The sequence below is a fragment of the Streptomyces sp. NPDC043427 genome, from assembly GCF_056436655.1.
The window spans coordinates 24,263-39,463 of sequence record NZ_JBWKCC010000046.1 but is presented as its reverse complement, the minus strand read 5'-3'; the positions used below and the strand labels follow the sequence as shown (position 1 = coordinate 39,463).

13 protein-coding genes and 1 pseudogene are annotated in these 15,201 nt (G+C 73.4%); 8 read left to right on the top strand and 6 right to left on the bottom strand.

Going from position 1 to position 15,201, the window contains the following annotated elements; all coding sequences use genetic code 11:
* The first annotated feature begins 9 nt into the window (after window positions 1–9).
* The 3 genes from AC067M_RS43290 to AC067M_RS43280 are packed head-to-tail and all read left to right on the top strand — an operon-like array spanning window position 10 to window position 1,936.
* Window positions 10–1,035 (top strand): hypothetical protein, encoded by a 1,026-nt coding sequence (locus AC067M_RS43290; protein ID WP_478702496.1) that lies wholly within the window; start codon window positions 10–12, stop codon window positions 1,033–1,035.
* Window positions 1,032–1,808 carry a hydrogenase maturation protease gene (locus tag AC067M_RS43285; protein WP_478702495.1) on the top strand — a complete coding sequence of 259 codons (777 nt, stop codon included), beginning with the start codon at window positions 1,032–1,034 and terminating at the stop codon, window positions 1,806–1,808. Before AC067M_RS43290 ends, AC067M_RS43285 begins: the two co-directional genes overlap by 4 nt.
* Window positions 1,805–1,936, top strand: coding sequence for a DUF6893 family small protein (locus AC067M_RS43280; protein ID WP_478702494.1), 132 nt, complete (start codon window positions 1,805–1,807; stop codon window positions 1,934–1,936). Before AC067M_RS43285 ends, AC067M_RS43280 begins: the two co-directional genes overlap by 4 nt.
* 67 nt (window positions 1,937–2,003) lie before the next feature.
* Here the strand turns inward: AC067M_RS43280 and AC067M_RS43275 are convergent, their stop codons facing one another.
* The 4 genes from AC067M_RS43275 to AC067M_RS43260 form a co-directional block, all read right to left on the bottom strand.
* Complete coding sequence (locus AC067M_RS43275; RefSeq protein ID WP_478702493.1) at window positions 2,004–2,498, bottom strand: lamin tail domain-containing protein; 495 nt, start codon at window positions 2,496–2,498, stop codon at window positions 2,004–2,006.
* 435 nt (window positions 2,499–2,933) lie between these two features.
* The gene (locus tag AC067M_RS43270) at window positions 2,934–7,292 is read right to left on the bottom strand and encodes an HAD-IC family P-type ATPase (protein WP_478702492.1); all 4,359 of its coding nucleotides are present in this window, start codon (window positions 7,290–7,292) and stop codon (window positions 2,934–2,936) included.
* A gap of 9 nt (window positions 7,293–7,301) precedes the next feature.
* Window positions 7,302–7,856: a hypothetical protein gene (locus AC067M_RS43265; protein WP_478702491.1), complete on the bottom strand. Its 555-nt coding sequence runs from the start codon at window positions 7,854–7,856 to the stop codon at window positions 7,302–7,304.
* Between the two features lie 23 nt (window positions 7,857–7,879).
* Entirely contained in the window at window positions 7,880–9,103 is a 1,224-nt protein-coding gene (locus AC067M_RS43260; RefSeq protein ID WP_478702490.1) for an amidohydrolase, read from the bottom strand.
* A gap of 163 nt (window positions 9,104–9,266) precedes the next feature.
* Here AC067M_RS43260 and AC067M_RS43255 point away from each other — a divergent pair.
* From AC067M_RS43255 to AC067M_RS43240, 4 genes and pseudogenes are all read left to right on the top strand, one after another.
* Window positions 9,267–10,731, top strand: a pseudogene (locus AC067M_RS43255) (aminotransferase class I/II-fold pyridoxal phosphate-dependent enzyme).
* A 111-nt stretch (window positions 10,732–10,842) separates the two neighbouring features.
* Window positions 10,843–11,109 carry a hypothetical protein gene (locus tag AC067M_RS43250; RefSeq protein WP_478702489.1) on the top strand — a complete coding sequence of 89 codons (267 nt, stop codon included), beginning with the start codon at window positions 10,843–10,845 and terminating at the stop codon, window positions 11,107–11,109.
* A 106-nt stretch (window positions 11,110–11,215) separates the two neighbouring features.
* Window positions 11,216–11,818: a hypothetical protein gene (locus AC067M_RS43245; RefSeq protein WP_478702488.1), complete on the top strand. Its 603-nt coding sequence runs from the start codon at window positions 11,216–11,218 to the stop codon at window positions 11,816–11,818.
* Complete coding sequence (locus AC067M_RS43240; RefSeq protein ID WP_478702487.1) at window positions 11,815–12,594, top strand: YqjF family protein; 780 nt, start codon at window positions 11,815–11,817, stop codon at window positions 12,592–12,594. Before AC067M_RS43245 ends, AC067M_RS43240 begins: the two co-directional genes overlap by 4 nt.
* Here AC067M_RS43240 and AC067M_RS43235 read toward each other — a convergent pair.
* Window positions 12,532–12,897, bottom strand: a complete 366-nt coding sequence (locus tag AC067M_RS43235; protein WP_478702486.1) for an IclR family transcriptional regulator domain-containing protein — start codon at window positions 12,895–12,897, stop codon at window positions 12,532–12,534. The genes AC067M_RS43240 and AC067M_RS43235 overlap by 63 nt on opposite strands.
* A gap of 447 nt (window positions 12,898–13,344) precedes the next feature.
* On the bottom strand, window positions 13,345–14,307 hold the full coding sequence (locus tag AC067M_RS43230) for an SCO2400 family protein (RefSeq protein WP_478702485.1): 963 nt from the start codon (window positions 14,305–14,307) through the stop codon (window positions 13,345–13,347).
* 263 nt (window positions 14,308–14,570) lie between these two features.
* Here AC067M_RS43230 and AC067M_RS43225 point away from each other — a divergent pair, with 263 nt between their 5' ends.
* The gene (locus tag AC067M_RS43225; RefSeq protein ID WP_478702484.1) at window positions 14,571–15,122 is read left to right on the top strand and encodes a hypothetical protein; all 552 of its coding nucleotides are present in this window, start codon (window positions 14,571–14,573) and stop codon (window positions 15,120–15,122) included.
* Window positions 15,123–15,201 lie beyond the last annotated feature (79 nt).

The window sequence follows — 15,201 nt, the reverse complement described above, 5'->3', positions numbered from 1 at the left end:
CCCTCGGACATGTCAGAGGTCGCAGAGGCCTCAGACGCCTCGGACCTCTCGGACGTCGAGAAGATCACCCGGACCTGTCTGTACGAGGGCTACCTGCTGTGGCCCTACCGCAGGTCCGCGCTGAAGAACACCAAACGCTGGACCTTCGGCGGCGTCTTCCCCGCCGCCTGCGCCGACGCGCTCGGCGAACCGGCCACCATGACCACACAGGTGCTCCACGAGGGCCCCGCCGACGACCTCTCCGTGCGCGTGCGGTTCCTCCAGGTCGTGGACCGCACCGTCGTCCAGGACGGTCACCCCGTCGACGAGGTGACCGTGGCGGGGGAGCGGTACGTCAGCTGGCAGGAGGTGACCGAACGCGAGGTCGTGCTGACCGGCGCCCCCGGCACCGCGGCCGTCGACATCCCCGAGGGCACCGACACCGAGAAGCTGCCCGGCGGGACGGCGAGCCTCGTGCGGGGCTGGCGGCGGCTCACCGGCACCGTCGAGGTCACGGCCGAGCCGGTCGCGGACGGCGTACGCCGGATGACCGTGCGGATCGCGAACAGCACGCCCTGCCCGGTGCCGACGCCCGGCGCCCGGCACGCGCGGGAGGCCGCGGCCCCGTACGCCTTCGTCTCCACGCACACCGTGCTGCACAGCGAGGGCGGACGCTTCGTCTCCCTCCTCGACCCGCCCGAGGCCCTGCGCGACCACGCAGCCGCCTGCCGCAACAAGGGCACCTGGCCGGTGCTGGTCGGCACCGACGAGGGTGACGGACGCGCGCGCACGGTGCTGTCCTCACCGGTCACGCTCTACGACTTCCCCCGGGTCGCTCCCGAGAGCCCGGGCGACCTGTTCGACGGAACCGAGATCGACCAACTGCTCGTGCTGAGCGTGCTGAGCATGACCGAGGAGGAGCGGGCCGAGGCACGGGCGAGCGACCCCCGGGCGCGCGAGATCCTGGACCGCTGCGCCAAACTGGGGGTCGACGACCTGATGAACCTGCACGGCACCATCCGCGAGTTCCGTGCGGCCGGCGGGGAGGCACGGTGAACGGCGTCTCCTTCCGTCCCGGCACGCGCGTGCGGCTGAAGCCGTCCCGGCGGGCGGACATCATGGACCTCGCCCTGGCGGGGCGGATCGCCGAAGTCGCCGCCGTGGAGGAGGACTTCGAGGGACTCGTGCACATCGCCGTGGTCCTCGAAGGAGACCCCGGCCGCGACCTGGGCGCGGCGAGCCAGATCGGCCACCGGTTCTTCTTCGCCCCCGACGAACTCGAGCCGCTCGCCGGGCCCGAGGGCGAGACGCCGACCCACCGCGTGCTCGTCGCGGGTGTCGGCAACATGTTCATGGCCGACGACGGCTTCGGCCCCGAGGCGGCCACCGCCCTCGCCCGGCGCGCCCAGCCCGACGGCGTCCACGTCGCCGACTTCGGCATCCGGGGCATGGACCTCGCGTACCGCATGCTGGACGGCTACGACACGGTCGTCCTGCTGGACGCCACACCGCACGGGCAGCCGCCCGGCACCCTCAGCGTCATCGAGCCCGACCTCGCGACGCTGCCCGCCGAAGGCGCGCCGGAGGCGCACGCCATGGACCCGGTCAAGGTCATCGCCCTCGCCCGCCAGTTGGGCGACGGGGACCTGCCCCGTGTACTCGTCGTCGGCTGCGAGCCCGAGATCCGTATGAACGGCGACGAGGTGGACGTCGTCGTCGGCCTCAGCGAGCCGGTCCGGGAGGCCGTGGAGCGCTCCGTGCCGTTCGTCGAGTCCCTGCTCGCCGACATCCTCGCCGACGCCGCCCGAGAGGAGGTGAACCTGCCATGAAGAAAGGCATCGTCATCCCCGCGAACGTAGTGAGGGCCACCGTCGGAGCCGTCTCCGCCGCTCTGGTCATGATCGCCCTGACGGAACTGCCCGAGGTGCGCCGCTACCTCAAACTGAAGAGCATGTGATCCGCGACGGCGATCGCCCCCGCCGACGGCGGGGGCGATCGCCGTGCGCCGCATCGGCGGCGGTACGTCAGCCGTGGTACGTGATGTAGCCGTTGCCGTCACGATCATTGGCGGACTTGGTGTACGAGTGCACGTCGGCCCGACTGCCGTTGGGCTTGTAGAGGTAGATCGTGTCCTTGTCGTTGTTCCATATGAAGTTGCAGTTCTGGCGGTAGACGACGTTGCCCCCGTCGGAGTCCGTGCCGCGTCCGCCGCGCAACTTCACGTAGTCGCCGGGCTGGAGGTAGTGGTTGGCGCCGAAGGTGAACTTGTTGCCGGCGGCGTCCTTGACGACATAACCCTTGAGGTTGACGGTCGCCGTCCTGGAGTAGTTCTTGATCGTCAGGAACTCCTCCCTGGTGTTCCCGCCGTCGCACCGGTTGGAGTCCCTGCCGGGTGCGTCGTACTGGACGCCCTTGACCTTCAGCGCGGACGAGTACTCGGTGGCCTGCGCGGGAGCGGCGGCGAGAGCCGCGAGTGTCCCGGCGGTGACGGCGGTGGCCATGACATGGCGCTTACGCATGAGGAAGTCCCCCCTCGGTGGTGCGAATGGAGCGCCTGGAGCATACACACAATGTGATCATCAGATGATGAGAAGGTGTCGAAATCGTGAAGAAGAAGGGGGCGCCGGAGGGTCGCCATATGTGGGCCGACGCCCGACGGGCACCGCTTCATGATCGCTCCCCCGCCGGCATGGCCCGCTGTCCCGGGCGCGCCGCTCCTCCAAGCTGAAGGGCATGCGAATGGAGCGCGCTCCGGCACACTGCCGGCGCAGTGCACGACACCACGCAGCGGCAGCTCCTGACCGACGCCCGCGATCACCTCGGCCAGGGCGTCGGCGTCCGCCGCGTCGCAGGCGGCCACGGACGCCGGCGCCCCGCTCCACGGCCCGGGCCCGTCCACCGTTCGTCACTGGTCGGCCGGCCGGCGGCTGGTGCGGCCGGCCCGGGTGACCGCGTCACCTGCTGCCGCTCCCGGGCAGCAGTGCGAGCGGTGACCCCGCGGCGCCGGGCCACCGCTTCAGGATGGCCTCCTCCACGTACGGCAGAGCCCGCTGCCCGGTCAGCGCCAGGATGATCGACGTGGCCACGCCCACCCATGCCAGGGGGCCCAGAGGTGTGCAGCCGAAGGCGTGGCTGGCCACCGGCGTCTGCACGAGGGCGACGAGCGCGGCGGCGGACCCCAGGGACGTGACCTGCACCAGACGGCTGCCGCGGCGGTCGGCCAGCGTCTGGGCGAGCTGGGTTCCGACCACGGCGCACAGGGCCATCGTCGTCGAGCGACGTGCCGTACCCGGTGTGAACCGTCCGAACAGCCAGGCCGCAGTGGCGCCGAGACACGTCGTCATGGCCCGGTGCCGGATCTGACGGATCAGCGGCTCGCCGAGAACGGCCGTACCCAACGGCTCCTCCGTGCCTTCGGCCCGCGTCTCCTCGCCGTTCGCCGACTCCTTCGGCGTCACGGCCACCGCCATCGCCGGGAACAGGTCGGTGAACAGGTTCACCAGCAGCATCTGACGGGTGGACAGGGGAGCGGAGCCCGACAGCACCGTGCCGACGATGCCGAAGGCGACCTCGCCCGCGTTGCCGCCGATCAGGATGGCGATCGCGTCGGCGACGCTGTGCCACAGGGAGCGGCCCTCCCGCACCGCTTCGATGAGCACCAGCAGGTCCTCACCGGTGACGACGATGTCGGCGGCATTGCGGGCGGCGGCCGAGCCCCGGGCGCTGATGCCCACGCCGATGTCGGCGGCCCGGATGGCCGCGGCGTCGTTGGCGCCGTCGCCGACCATGCCCACCACCTGGCCGGCGTCCCGCATGGACTCCACCACCTGGAGCTTCTGCTCGGGCGCGACCCGCGCCACGATGTCCGCGTCGCGCAGCATCCGCGACCGCCCCGACCGGTCCGCCGCGGCCAGTTCGTCGCCGGTGACCACCGTCGTGTCCTGCGGCCAGCCCAGGTCGGCGGCGATGGCACGGGCCGTCTGCGGATGGTCGCCGGTCAGCACCACCGGTCGTACGCCCGCCTCGCGCAGCCCGCGGACCAGCGCCGGGGACGTCTCGCGCGCCACGTCGGCCAACGCCAGAAACCCGAGGAACTCCAGCCGTTCCAGCGGCTGTTCGAGTACGTCCGCCGCCTCCTCGCCCTCATCCAACGGGCGCCGGGCCACCGCCAGGACGCGCAGCCCGCCCCCGGCCAACGTGTGCGCCGCGTCGGAGGCATGGGCCGACAGGTCGGTGCAGGCCGACAGCACGGTCTCCGGCGCTCCCTTGACCACCAGCACCGGTGAACCGTCCCCGGCGCGCCCGACCGCGGCGGCGTAACCCCGCGAGGTCTCGAACGGCAGGCCCTCGTCCTGCGTCCAGTCGGCGTCGGGCCCGGCGGCGTCCAGGACCGCCTCGTCGGTGGCGTGCGTCGGCCGGGCGCCGTCACCGTTCAGGCGAGGACAGGCGCGGGCGGCGGCCCGTACGACCGCGGCGACCTCGGGCTCACCGGCCCTGCGGACCGTGCCGTCCGCGTCGGACACCCGGACCAGGCGCAGCCGGTTCTCGGTGAGGGTGCCGGTCTTGTCGAAGCAGATGGTGTCCATGCGGCCCAGCGCCTCCAGCGTGCGCGGCGTGCGCACGAGGACTCCCCGGTGGCCGAGCCGACGTGCGGCCGCGAGCTGCGCCACCGTCGCCACCAGCGGCAGCCCCTCCGGGACGGCGGCCACCGCCACCGCCACACCACCGCTGACCGCCTCCCGCACGGGCGTCCCGCGCAGCAGCGACAGACCTGTCACCGCGGCCCCGCCCGCCAGCGTCAACGGCAGGGCCTTGCGCGTGAGCTCCTGCAGCCTGGCCTGGACCCCGGCGGCCGACGGCGTCCGCGCGGCGAGGGAGACCGCCCGCGCCGCCTCGGTGCGCTCACCGGTGTCCACGACGACCGCCTGGGCGCGTCCCGCCACCACGGTCGTCCCCTCGAAGACCATGCAGTGGCGCTCGGCCACGGGAGCGGACGGCGTCACGTCCATCGACTTGTGCACCGGCAGGGACTCGCCGGTCAGCGCCGACTCGTCCACCTCCAGACCGTCCTCCCACAGCAGCCGGGCATCGGCCGGTACGACGTCGTCGGCCTTCAGCTCGATGATGTGGCCCGGCTCCAGCTTGGCGGCGTCCACGACGTGCGCCTCGACCGACGCGTCATGCGACTCCTCCTCGGCGACCCGCGCCTTCTGCTTCTGCTGCGCGAGCAGCCCGGCCAGGGCCCGCTCCGCCCGCAGCCGCTGCACACCGCCCACCAGCGCGTTCAGGTCGAGCGCGCCGACCACCAGCAGCGCGTCCACCACGGACCCGAGGATCGCCTCGGCCGCCGAGCCGACCGCCAGGACCGGGGTGAGCGGGTCGTCCAACTCGCCGCGCACCGCCCGCGCCAGCTCCACCGTCCACCGCGCCGGCGCCAGCGCGGACACGTCGCCCGCCCGGTCGGCCAGCGCGCGCATCCGCGCGCGCGCCTTCTCGAACGCGCTCGGCTCGGGTTCGCGCTCACGCTCCTTCGCCAGCCGCTCGCGTACGTCCTCCGGGTCCAGCGCGTGCCACGCCACCCGCGGCCGCGGGTGCGGGGCGTGGGCCGTCGCGACGCCCAGGGCCGCGCGCACCCCGGACAACAGCGCCACCGCCGCGCTCGCGTCGACCGGCGCGTGCCGCAGCCCGGGCAGCGGCGAACCACGGCCCCCACGGGACTCGCCCACGGCCACGAGCAGCCCGGACAGCGCGGCGCCGGACCGCGCCAGGATCTGCGACCGGCGCCCCACCGCGCGGGCCGCCGGCACCGCCCGCAGCAGCCGCCACACATCGGCCAGGCCGTGCAGGGCCAGGACGTCCGCGCCCCAGGCCACCGCAGCGTCGCCGTCCGACACAGCGATCGCCACATCTCCGCTGAGCAGCCCGGACAGCACCTCGGGGTCGTCACCCGACGCCGGACGCACCACGGTGATGACGCCACCGTCCTCCTCGCGCAGCTCGCGCACCACCTCACTCAACGGCCGCCCGGCGGCTATGACCTGGTCGGCCAGCCCGGTGAAGTCGGCCAGCGCCGGATCCTCCACCATCACCACGCGCAGCCCGGCCCGACGCGCCGCGTCCAGGACGGACTCCGCCCACGGGTCCGCCCCGGCGCCCGGCGTGCGCAGCGCACTCGGATCCAGCAGGACCGTGCCGGCCATCTCCAGCTGCCGCAGCCGGTCCGGATCGCGCACGATCACACCCGTCCGCGACAGCGCCGTGCCGAGTACGGCGTGGAAGGCGGCGGGCCCGTACCGCGCGGCCTTCGGTGAACCCGAGAGGACCGCCTCCGCCGCCTCGGCCACGTCGTGCTTGACGAGCAGCGCCGCCACCGCGCCCAGCACACTGCCGGTCGAGGCGTGGACGGCGTACTGCTGGGCCGGGGAGGTGCGCAGCGGCGGCCGTCCGGACCGATCCGCGGGCAGGCTGTCGCGGCTTGGCACGCACAGCTCGTCGTGCACCACCTCGAACGCGGTCCCCAGCGCCACCGCCTCCGCCAACTGACAGAGGCGCAACGCCCCGTCGAGCACCAGCGAGGTCGGGCTCTGCCCCGCACCGTGGACGGCCGCGTTGGCGACGGCCAGCGTCAGGTCCATGCGGCGGGCGTTCCCGAGCCGTCCGCGCAACCAGCCCCGGAAGGCCGGGTTCTCGCGCAGCATCGTGGACACCGCCGTGACCAGCCGCGGCGTGGGCGGCAGACGCAGCGCGTTCGCGGTGAACGCGGCGCCCACGCCCACCAGGTCGGCCGCGAGGGCCGTGGCCACGGTGCGCACCGCGGCGGGGTCGCCCGGGTGGTCGAAGTCCTCCAAAGGGTCGGCTGCGGGCACCAGCCCGTGCCGTTCGGCGAGCTCCGTCGCCCGCTCCATCACCTCGTCGTCGATCGCGTCCTCGACCGCCGTCACCACCAACCGGGACAGCCCGCGGTCCCAGTACGCCACCGCCACGTCCGGGTGCTCGGCCAGCGCCTCCGCCACCCGACCCGCCACGTGCTCCAGCCCGCCGGCCCGGTGGATCTCGTCCGCCAACGCCGGCCGCAACGCGAGGTGGGCCCGCGCACCGGCCCGCCAGTGGCGGGCATCGCCGGGCAGCGCCGTACGGGCGACCCGGGCCGCCCGTACGGCGTAGTCCGCGCTCCGCACACCCGCCCGCGCGGTCGCCGCGACCGCTCCCGCAGCGACGCCCACCACGGGCGGTGCCCCCCGCGCGAGCAGCCGGGGTCCGGCCAGGACGGCCGCCGTCACGGCACTTGAGGAACGCGTCAGAAGTCCACCCATCGCCCGCCCTCAGCCTGCCTTTCCTGTACGCGCCGTCGCACCGCCGCTTCCACCGGCGGGGAACGCCCGGCTCGCGGTAGGGGTGCCCTCGCTGCTTCCCTGGGTGCCCCCGGCGCCGGGGGCCTGCGACGCGACGTCACGGTGGGCGCTCGTAGGGCCACCACCGGCGTTTCCGGGCCTGGACCCGGCGGTCCCTTCGATGCCGGCGGTGCTTGCGGCGCCCGCACCGGCGTCGGCGCCCTCGGAAGCCCCGATCTCCTCAGTGCCGGTCGCATCCTCGGCCCGCGCGCTCCCCTGCTGTTCCTGGGGTCGCGGCTGCGTCAGCCAGGCCACGGCCGCCCCGGCGACCGCGACGGGCCACTCCACGAGGCCGGTGACGCCCAGCACCCCGGCCCCGGTGTAGACCGCCACCCGCCGTCCGCGCGGCGACACGGCACCGATCCTGTCCAACGTCCCTTCGGCCGCTCTGCTCACCATCCCGGCGCCCGGCACCTTCTGCAGCGTCGAGGCCGCCGCACGCAGCGGCTGCGGGAAGCGTTCCTGCGCCGACTTCTGCTCAGCCATGACTTGTCCTCGCCTGTGGAACCTCACTTTTCCGGAACACCCGAGTTCCCGCACTTCGACAGGCTCACCCCCGACGAGGTTTCCCGGTGCAGCGCCCACGCCTCGTCCCGCAGATCCGGCCGCAGGAGTACGTCCGTGGCGGTGCACGCCAGTGCCTGTGTCGCCGCGAGCAGCACACCGCGGGCCCGCTCGGAGGCAGCGGCCTCGGCGAACTCGGGGGTGTGGTCACCACCGCTGTCCATGATGGCGACGAAGGGGTGGATGGCGGGTACGCGCGCACTGACGTTGCCGATGTCCGAGGAACCGAGATACACGCCGGGCGCGGGCGGAGTCAGGGTGATGCCCGCCCGGGCGAGATGGGCGGCGAAGCGGCCGGACAGGGCGGCGCTGTCGCGGAAGTGGTCGTAGCGGACCGTGGCACGCACCACCTCGGCCCTGGTGCCGGTGGCGCGGGCGACGTCCTCGGCGCAGTCGCGCAGCTGCCCGACCAGGTCGTCCAGGGCCGCCGTGGTGGCCGCACGCAGCCCGAACAGCCCCTGCGCATACTCCGGGACGATGTTGATGGCCGTGCCACCGTGCGTGACGATGCCCTGCACATGGGAGGCCTCCGGCAGGCGCCGGCCGAGCACGGCCAGGACGTTGAACAGCTCGATCAGAGCGGCCAGGGCGTCGATGCCTTCGGCGGGGTTGCCCGTGGGATGCGCGGCGCGCCCGTGGAAGGACACCCGGTACTGCACCTGCGCGGTCAGCGGCGCCCACTGCCAGTCGTGCACCCCGGGGTGGAACATCAGCGCCGCGTCGACGTCGTCGAACACCCCGGCCTCCACCTCGACGGCCTTGCCGCCTCCGCCTTCCTCGGCGGGTGTGCCCACAGCCGTCACGGATCCGGAGGAGTCGTCCAGCACGGCGTGCGCCGCGAGCGCCGCTCCGAGGCTCGCGGCCGCGATGAGGTTGTGGCCGCAGGCGTGCCCGAGGCCGGGCAGGGCGTCGTACTCCAGCAGGAGCGCCACGGTCGGTCGCCCCCGGCCGGAGCGGGCCGTGAACGCGGTCGGCATGCCGGCCACGGGGCGGTCCACCTCGAATCCGGCCTGGGCCAACTCGCCCGTCAGCAGGGCCGCCGCCCGGTGCTCCGCGAAGGCGTACTCGGGCTCGGCGTGCAGCCTGAGGGCCACCTCCCACAGCAGGTCGGCCCGGTCGGCGACCTCCTCGCGAACGCGCTCGTGGACGTCGTCGGGCGTGTGGGCCACGCTGCCTCCTCGGCATCCGGTGCTGTCGTGCGTACCGCCCTCGGGTTCCACCGTCCCGGTCTGCGACACCCCCGCGTGTCGACACCCGGTCGCGTGCAACCCGGTCCGTGTACCCGGACGGCCGGCGACCGCTCCCGGCCCGGGGCAGGACGCGGGAGGAACGATGGATCACTCGCGAGCACCCGTGCTGGAGGCGCTGGAGGCGTTCCGACGCCGGGGAGACGTGGCCTACGGTCCGCCCGGACACAAGCAGGGCCGCGGCGTCGATCCCCGAGTGGCGGAGATCGTCGGGCTCGACGTGTTCCGCTCGGACGTCCTCTCCCTCAACGGCCTCGACGACCGACGCCAGTCCCACGGCGTGCTCAGTCGGGCCCAGGAGCTGATGGCGGACGCGGTCGGCGCCGAGCGGGCGTTCTTCTCCACCTGTGGCAGCTCCTCGTCGGTCAAGACCGCCATGCTGGCCGTGGCCGGTCCCGGCGAGCAGCTGCTGCTGTCCCGCAAACGCGCACAAGGCCGTGATCGCGGCCGTCGTGGTCAACGGGGTGGAGCCGATCTGGGTGCACCCCCGGTTCGACCCCGAGCGGTACATCGCCCACCCGCCCGGGCCCGACGACGTGCGCCGCCGCCTCCAGGAACACCCGGACGCCAAGGGCACGCTGCTGATCACGCCCACCGACTGGGGGACCTGCGCCGACATCGGGGGCGTCGCCCGCGTGTGCCACGAGTTCGACGTCCCGCTCATCGTCGACGAGGCCTGGGGTGCCCACCTCCCGTTCCACCCCGACCTGCCCGCCTGGGGCATGGACGCCGAAGCCGACCTCGTGGTCACCAGCGTCCACAAGATGGGTGGTGCCATCGAGCAGAGTTCGGTCTTCCACCTCCAGTACGACCGGGTGTCTCCGGAGGTTCTCCAACAACGGGAGGACCTGCTCGGCACCACCAGCGCCTCGTCCCTGGTGTACGCCACCCTCGACGGCTGGCGCCGCCACATGGTCGAACAAGGGCACGATCTCCTGGACACCGCACTGCAGCGCGCCGGACGCATCCGCACCGCGGCCGGCGACCTGCCGGGCCTGCGCCCCATGGGCCGGGAGGTCGTCGAGGAGGGGCTGGCCGCCGCCTTCGACCCGCTGAAGATCGTGATCGACGTACGACAACTCGGCATCAGCGGCATGCAGGCGGCCGAATGGCTGCGGGACCACCGCCATGTGGACGTCGGAGGCTCCGACAGCTGCCGCTTCGGCGCCTCGATCACCCACGCCGACGATGACGAGACCGAGAAGATCCTGCTCGACGCCCTGCGTGCCCTCGTCGACGGCGCCGAGTCCATCGAGCGGCAGGAACCGGTCCGTCTGCCCGAGCCCTCGGCCCTGGAACTGGAGCAGGCCGTACTGCCGCGTGAGGCGTTCTTCGCCGAGGCGGAACACGTGCCGGCGGAGCGGGCCGCGGGGCGGATCGCCGCGGAGATGGTCAGCCCCTACCCTCCGGGCGTGCCCGTCATCGCCCCCGGAGAGGTGATCACCGACGACGTCCTCGACTACCTGCGCAGCGGCGTCGACCACGGCGTCCTGATCCCGGACGCGGCCGACCCCTCGGTCCGGACGCTGCGTGTGGTGGCGCGGCGATGAGACAGGCCACGGGCTGCCGACCGACCGCCCCGGCAAGAGGGACCGCCCCCGGGGGGCGCCGGACTCGGCGGCGAGGGCCGATTGTCAGTGCCGGATGCGATCGTTCGGGTCATGGATGAGCTGGAGTTCATGCGCGGCCGTGTGTACGGAGCGGACCACGACGACGCGGCCCCGAGGCGCGGACGCGCCTACGTGGAGCTGGTGGGCGGCCCGTTGGACGGACTGCTCCTGGACGTGACGGACCGGCCCGACGACGAGGTGCGCGACGGCGTGGCACTGCCTACGGAGATAGGCCGCCACGGACCCGGCGGCCGGGCGCTCTACGCGCCCAGGGAGGCCGACGGCCGCCGCTTCGACTGGCGCGGCGACCTCCCGTGACACAGGGCTGAGCCGGCGTCCGTGCCATCGGCGGCGCATCCACGACCGTTTCGTCCCCGACCGACGGTTAACCTGGGGCCATCCACGGGGGATTGAGAGGGCAAGCGTGACGGGGACGACGGTCTTCAGCTTCGTGCTGATCGGCCTGCTCGTGGTGATGGGCTGCCTCAAGGCGGAACGGATCCGCGCCTGGCGCCGGTCGGTCAACCCGTCGGCGCCCGAACTCCCCGACGGTTTCTTCGCCGTGACCCGGCTCCTTCTCTTCGGCATGGCCGGGGTCGGCGTCTTCGTCACCTTGCAGCTGATGGCCGCCGCCGACGACTCGGAGTGGAGCGACGACGAGCTGACCAGCGCGGTGAGCGGCGCCACGACGGCGCTGGACGGCAGTTCCCGTTATGGCGACATCTACGGCAACGACAGGGGCTTCGACGGCGAGTACGCCAGGATGATCGAGGACGAGGTACAGGAACACGGCGGCGGCGACGCGCCCGGCTTCGGCGTGGACGCGGTACCCACGGACACGAACAAGGCCTCCGACGCCCGCTACACGGTCACCGCCTCCGGCGCCCAGACGGCCTTCTGCCTGCACGTCGAGCGCACGAGATCGAAGGAGGACGACTGGGACGCGCCGGGTGTCGCGGGAGGCGAGGGCACGGTGACCGTTCCCAGCTACACGTTCGCGGTGACCAGCAGAAGGGGAGCGTGTTGAGGCGCACACCGCGACCAGGCCCCGAAACGCCTCCGGAACCCGTCTCGGCGGACGCACCGGGGGTGATACGCCGTCCGCTGCTCACCCAGTCCTGGCTCGACCTCACCTTCGTCCACTGGGCCGCGGCCCCTGCCGATGTGGCCGGTCTGCTGCCGCCGGGGACCCGCCCCGACACCCTGGGCGGGTTCACGTACGTCGGTCTCGTCGCCTTCCGCATGCACCGCGTCGGCTGGTTCCGGCTCCCCGGCGTCCCCTATCTGGGGACGTTCCCCGAGACCAACGTCCGCCTGTACTCGGTCGACGCGCACGGGCGGCGCGGTGTGGTCTTCCGTTCACTCGACGCCTCCCGGCTCGTGCCGGTGGCGGTGGGCAGGGCCGGCTTCGGGATGCCGTACGTCTGGTCCCGGATGGCCATTCGCAGCGACGGCGACACGGTCACGTACACCAGCTCGCGGCGCTGGCCCGGCCCGCGGGGCGCCCGCAGCCGCATCACCGTGCGGGTGGGTGGACGGATCGACGAGGCGACGGAGTTGGAGCACTTCCTGACTGCCCGCTGGGGGATGCACACCGCGTTCTTCGGCCGGTCGATGTACCTGCCCAACGCCCATCCCCGCTGGCCCCTGCACCGGGCCGAGCTGGTCGACTGCGAGGAGGACCTGGTGGCCGCGGCAGGGGTGCGGGGGCCGCTGGGGGAGCCGGTGAGCGTGCTGTACTCACCGGGCGTGCCGGTCCGTTTCGACCGCCCGGCCCGCCCGGCCGGCATCCCGACCCCCTGACCGCACCCCGCCCCGGGGACAGTGGCTGGGGCTGAGCGGGTGGCCGAACCCCTGGTCGGAGATGAGCCCGGCCGCCTGCGCGAGGTCGGCGGCGATGCGCTCCACGGCCTCGTACGCGAATCGGTGGCTGGGGCCGCTGACGGAGAGGGAGGCGATGACCGTGCCCGACCGGCCGAGGACCGGTACGGCGACGGCGGTCAGGCCCTCGTCCCACTCGCTGCTGCTGACCGCGTAACCACGCGGGGCCGCGTCCTGGTCAGCGCGGCCCTGATCATCCGGGCCCGGGACGTCACCGAACCGCACCCGCTGCGGCTCGCCCGGGGCAGCGGCTCGGCGCGACCCCCGACGACGGGCGCACCGGATGCACCTACGTCTTCGAGACCTCCAGTCGCGCACCGGCCCTGCACCGGGCCGTGCACCGCGCCGCCCTGGGCGCCACCGTCGTCCTCATCGGCCCCAACCCCGACCGACCGCCACTCACCACCGACGACGTGGTCCGCCGCCAGCTGACGCTCCGCGGGTCGATGATCTACGACCACCCCCGGCGACTTCCTCGGTTGCCTGCTTCCCCCCGACCGGGCTCAGGAGGCGTTCGCCGGCACTGCGGACCGCGCGCGAAAGACGCTGGATCGGCATCGGCCCCGCATGGAGGGCCAGGCGGGGCACAGGCCGGGCCGCGCAGGCCCTGGGCGATCACGTGTCCTCCTCCCCCCGGGAAGGCCACGACAGGACCTGCGCGGTGCTGTGCCGTCAGCCCAGGCAGAGCACGAGAACGCAGATCTCGCCCGACGGAGAGGTCGCGGACGGCGAGGTGCTCGACTGCGACGTTCCCGAGCTGGAGCTGGAGCTGGAGCTGGAGCTGGAGCCGCTGTCGCCGCTGGCGTTGCTGCTGCTGTCGGCGCCGCCCGTGGGTGTGGGTGTCGGCGTCGCCGCGGTACCGGAGTCGTCGGCCGATCCTCCGGAGCCCGAGCCGTCGGAGGTAGAGCCGTCGGAGGTCGAGCCACCGGCGGCCGCCCCGTCGGAGCTCCGGGAGTCGGCCTGCGGCTGCGGTACGGGCTTCGCGGTCGTACGAGGCCGGTCGGCGGAGTCCGGCTGAACGTTCGACAGCGCGTCGTGCTCGTCCGGGGCGACGGACCGCTGGCGGGGGAGCGCGGGCGCGGTCGGAGTGGGGGAGGAGCGGTGCGCGTCGGGTCGCGTCGAGGTCGGAAGGGGGTCCCGCGACGTCTGCTGCTCCTCGGTGCCCGGGCCGCTGACCTCGGGGGCGGTGGCCGCCTGTGCCCGGTTCGTGGAGTTCCGGTCCATCGTGCCCAGGGTCAGGCCGCCGCCGACGAGGGCGACGGCGGTCGCGACCACGGCCCGGCGCTGGTTCTTCTTCCAGCGGGCCCGCTGGCGACGCCGAGCCGCCCGCCCTTCCGGCGCCGACGCCACGTCCTCCAGGCCGGACGGCTCGGCGTAGGGAGCCTCGTCCGTGCCCGCGCCGTACAGGCCGCCGTCCGCCTCCTCGTGAACTGCGCCGTGAAGACCGTCGTGAAGTCCGCCGTCGGGCCACGTGTCGGGTTCGGGTGCCCACGCTGCCGTCGTGCCGACGGTGGCCGGGCCCGGAACGGTGCGTCCGTCGGCGGTGGTCGGGGCGATGTCCGGGGCGTAGGCGCCGCACCCGGGACACACCAGGGCGCCATTGAGATGCCGGCGACACGAGGAGCAGTAGTCCATCTGCGGTCTTCCTGGATTGACATGGCGTCGGCCCGCCGGAGGGCGGCCCGGTCACGTTCGTACACGGAATCGAGCAGCTTGCAACGCTAACGAGGCTTTCGGAACGGGGTGTGCAGTCCGCGTGAGACTCGTGGGGGGATTGTTGGGGGCGTCTGTGCGGGCCGTGACGTGTGGGTGGGGCCGTGCCGGGTCACTCGGTGGGCGTCAGACGTCCGGGCCGTCCGTCGGTTCCGGCCGTTCCCGTCGGCCACGAGGGGCCCATCATGCGCACGCTGGAATTGCGGGACAGGCATCACACGCAGGACACACGTGCCGACCTGCTCGGCATCTACCTCAACGACCACCTCGCGGGGTCCACCGTGGGTGTCGACCGCGCCCGGGCCCTGGCCGAGGCCGAGCAGGACACGGCCCTCGGGTCGGACATGGGCCCGCTCGCCGACGAGATCGCCGAGGACCGGTCGAGTCTGCTGGAGATCATGCGGCGGCTCGACGTCCCCGTACGCCGGTACAAAGTCGTCGCCGGCCACCTGGCGGAGAAGGCGGGCCGGTTCAAGACCAACGGCCGCCTGCTGCACCGCTCCCCACTCACCTCGCTGGTCGAGCTGGAGTTCCTGCGCGCGGGCGTGACCGGCAAGGCCGCCCTCTGGGAGACGCTGCGCGGCCTGACCGACGACGAGGAACGCCTGGACGCGGGCCGACTGGACACCTTGCTGGAACGCGCCCACGGCCAATTGCGCGCCCTGGAGCGACTGCACGCGCAACAGACCGCCCAGGCCTTCCAGCAGACCGCCGACAGTACGCATCCACAGGACTGACACCCTCCGGTGGCCACCCTTTCTCATGGGAGGGTGCCGCCCACCGGCGACGCCATGCCAGGGCCCGCGCTCGTGCGCG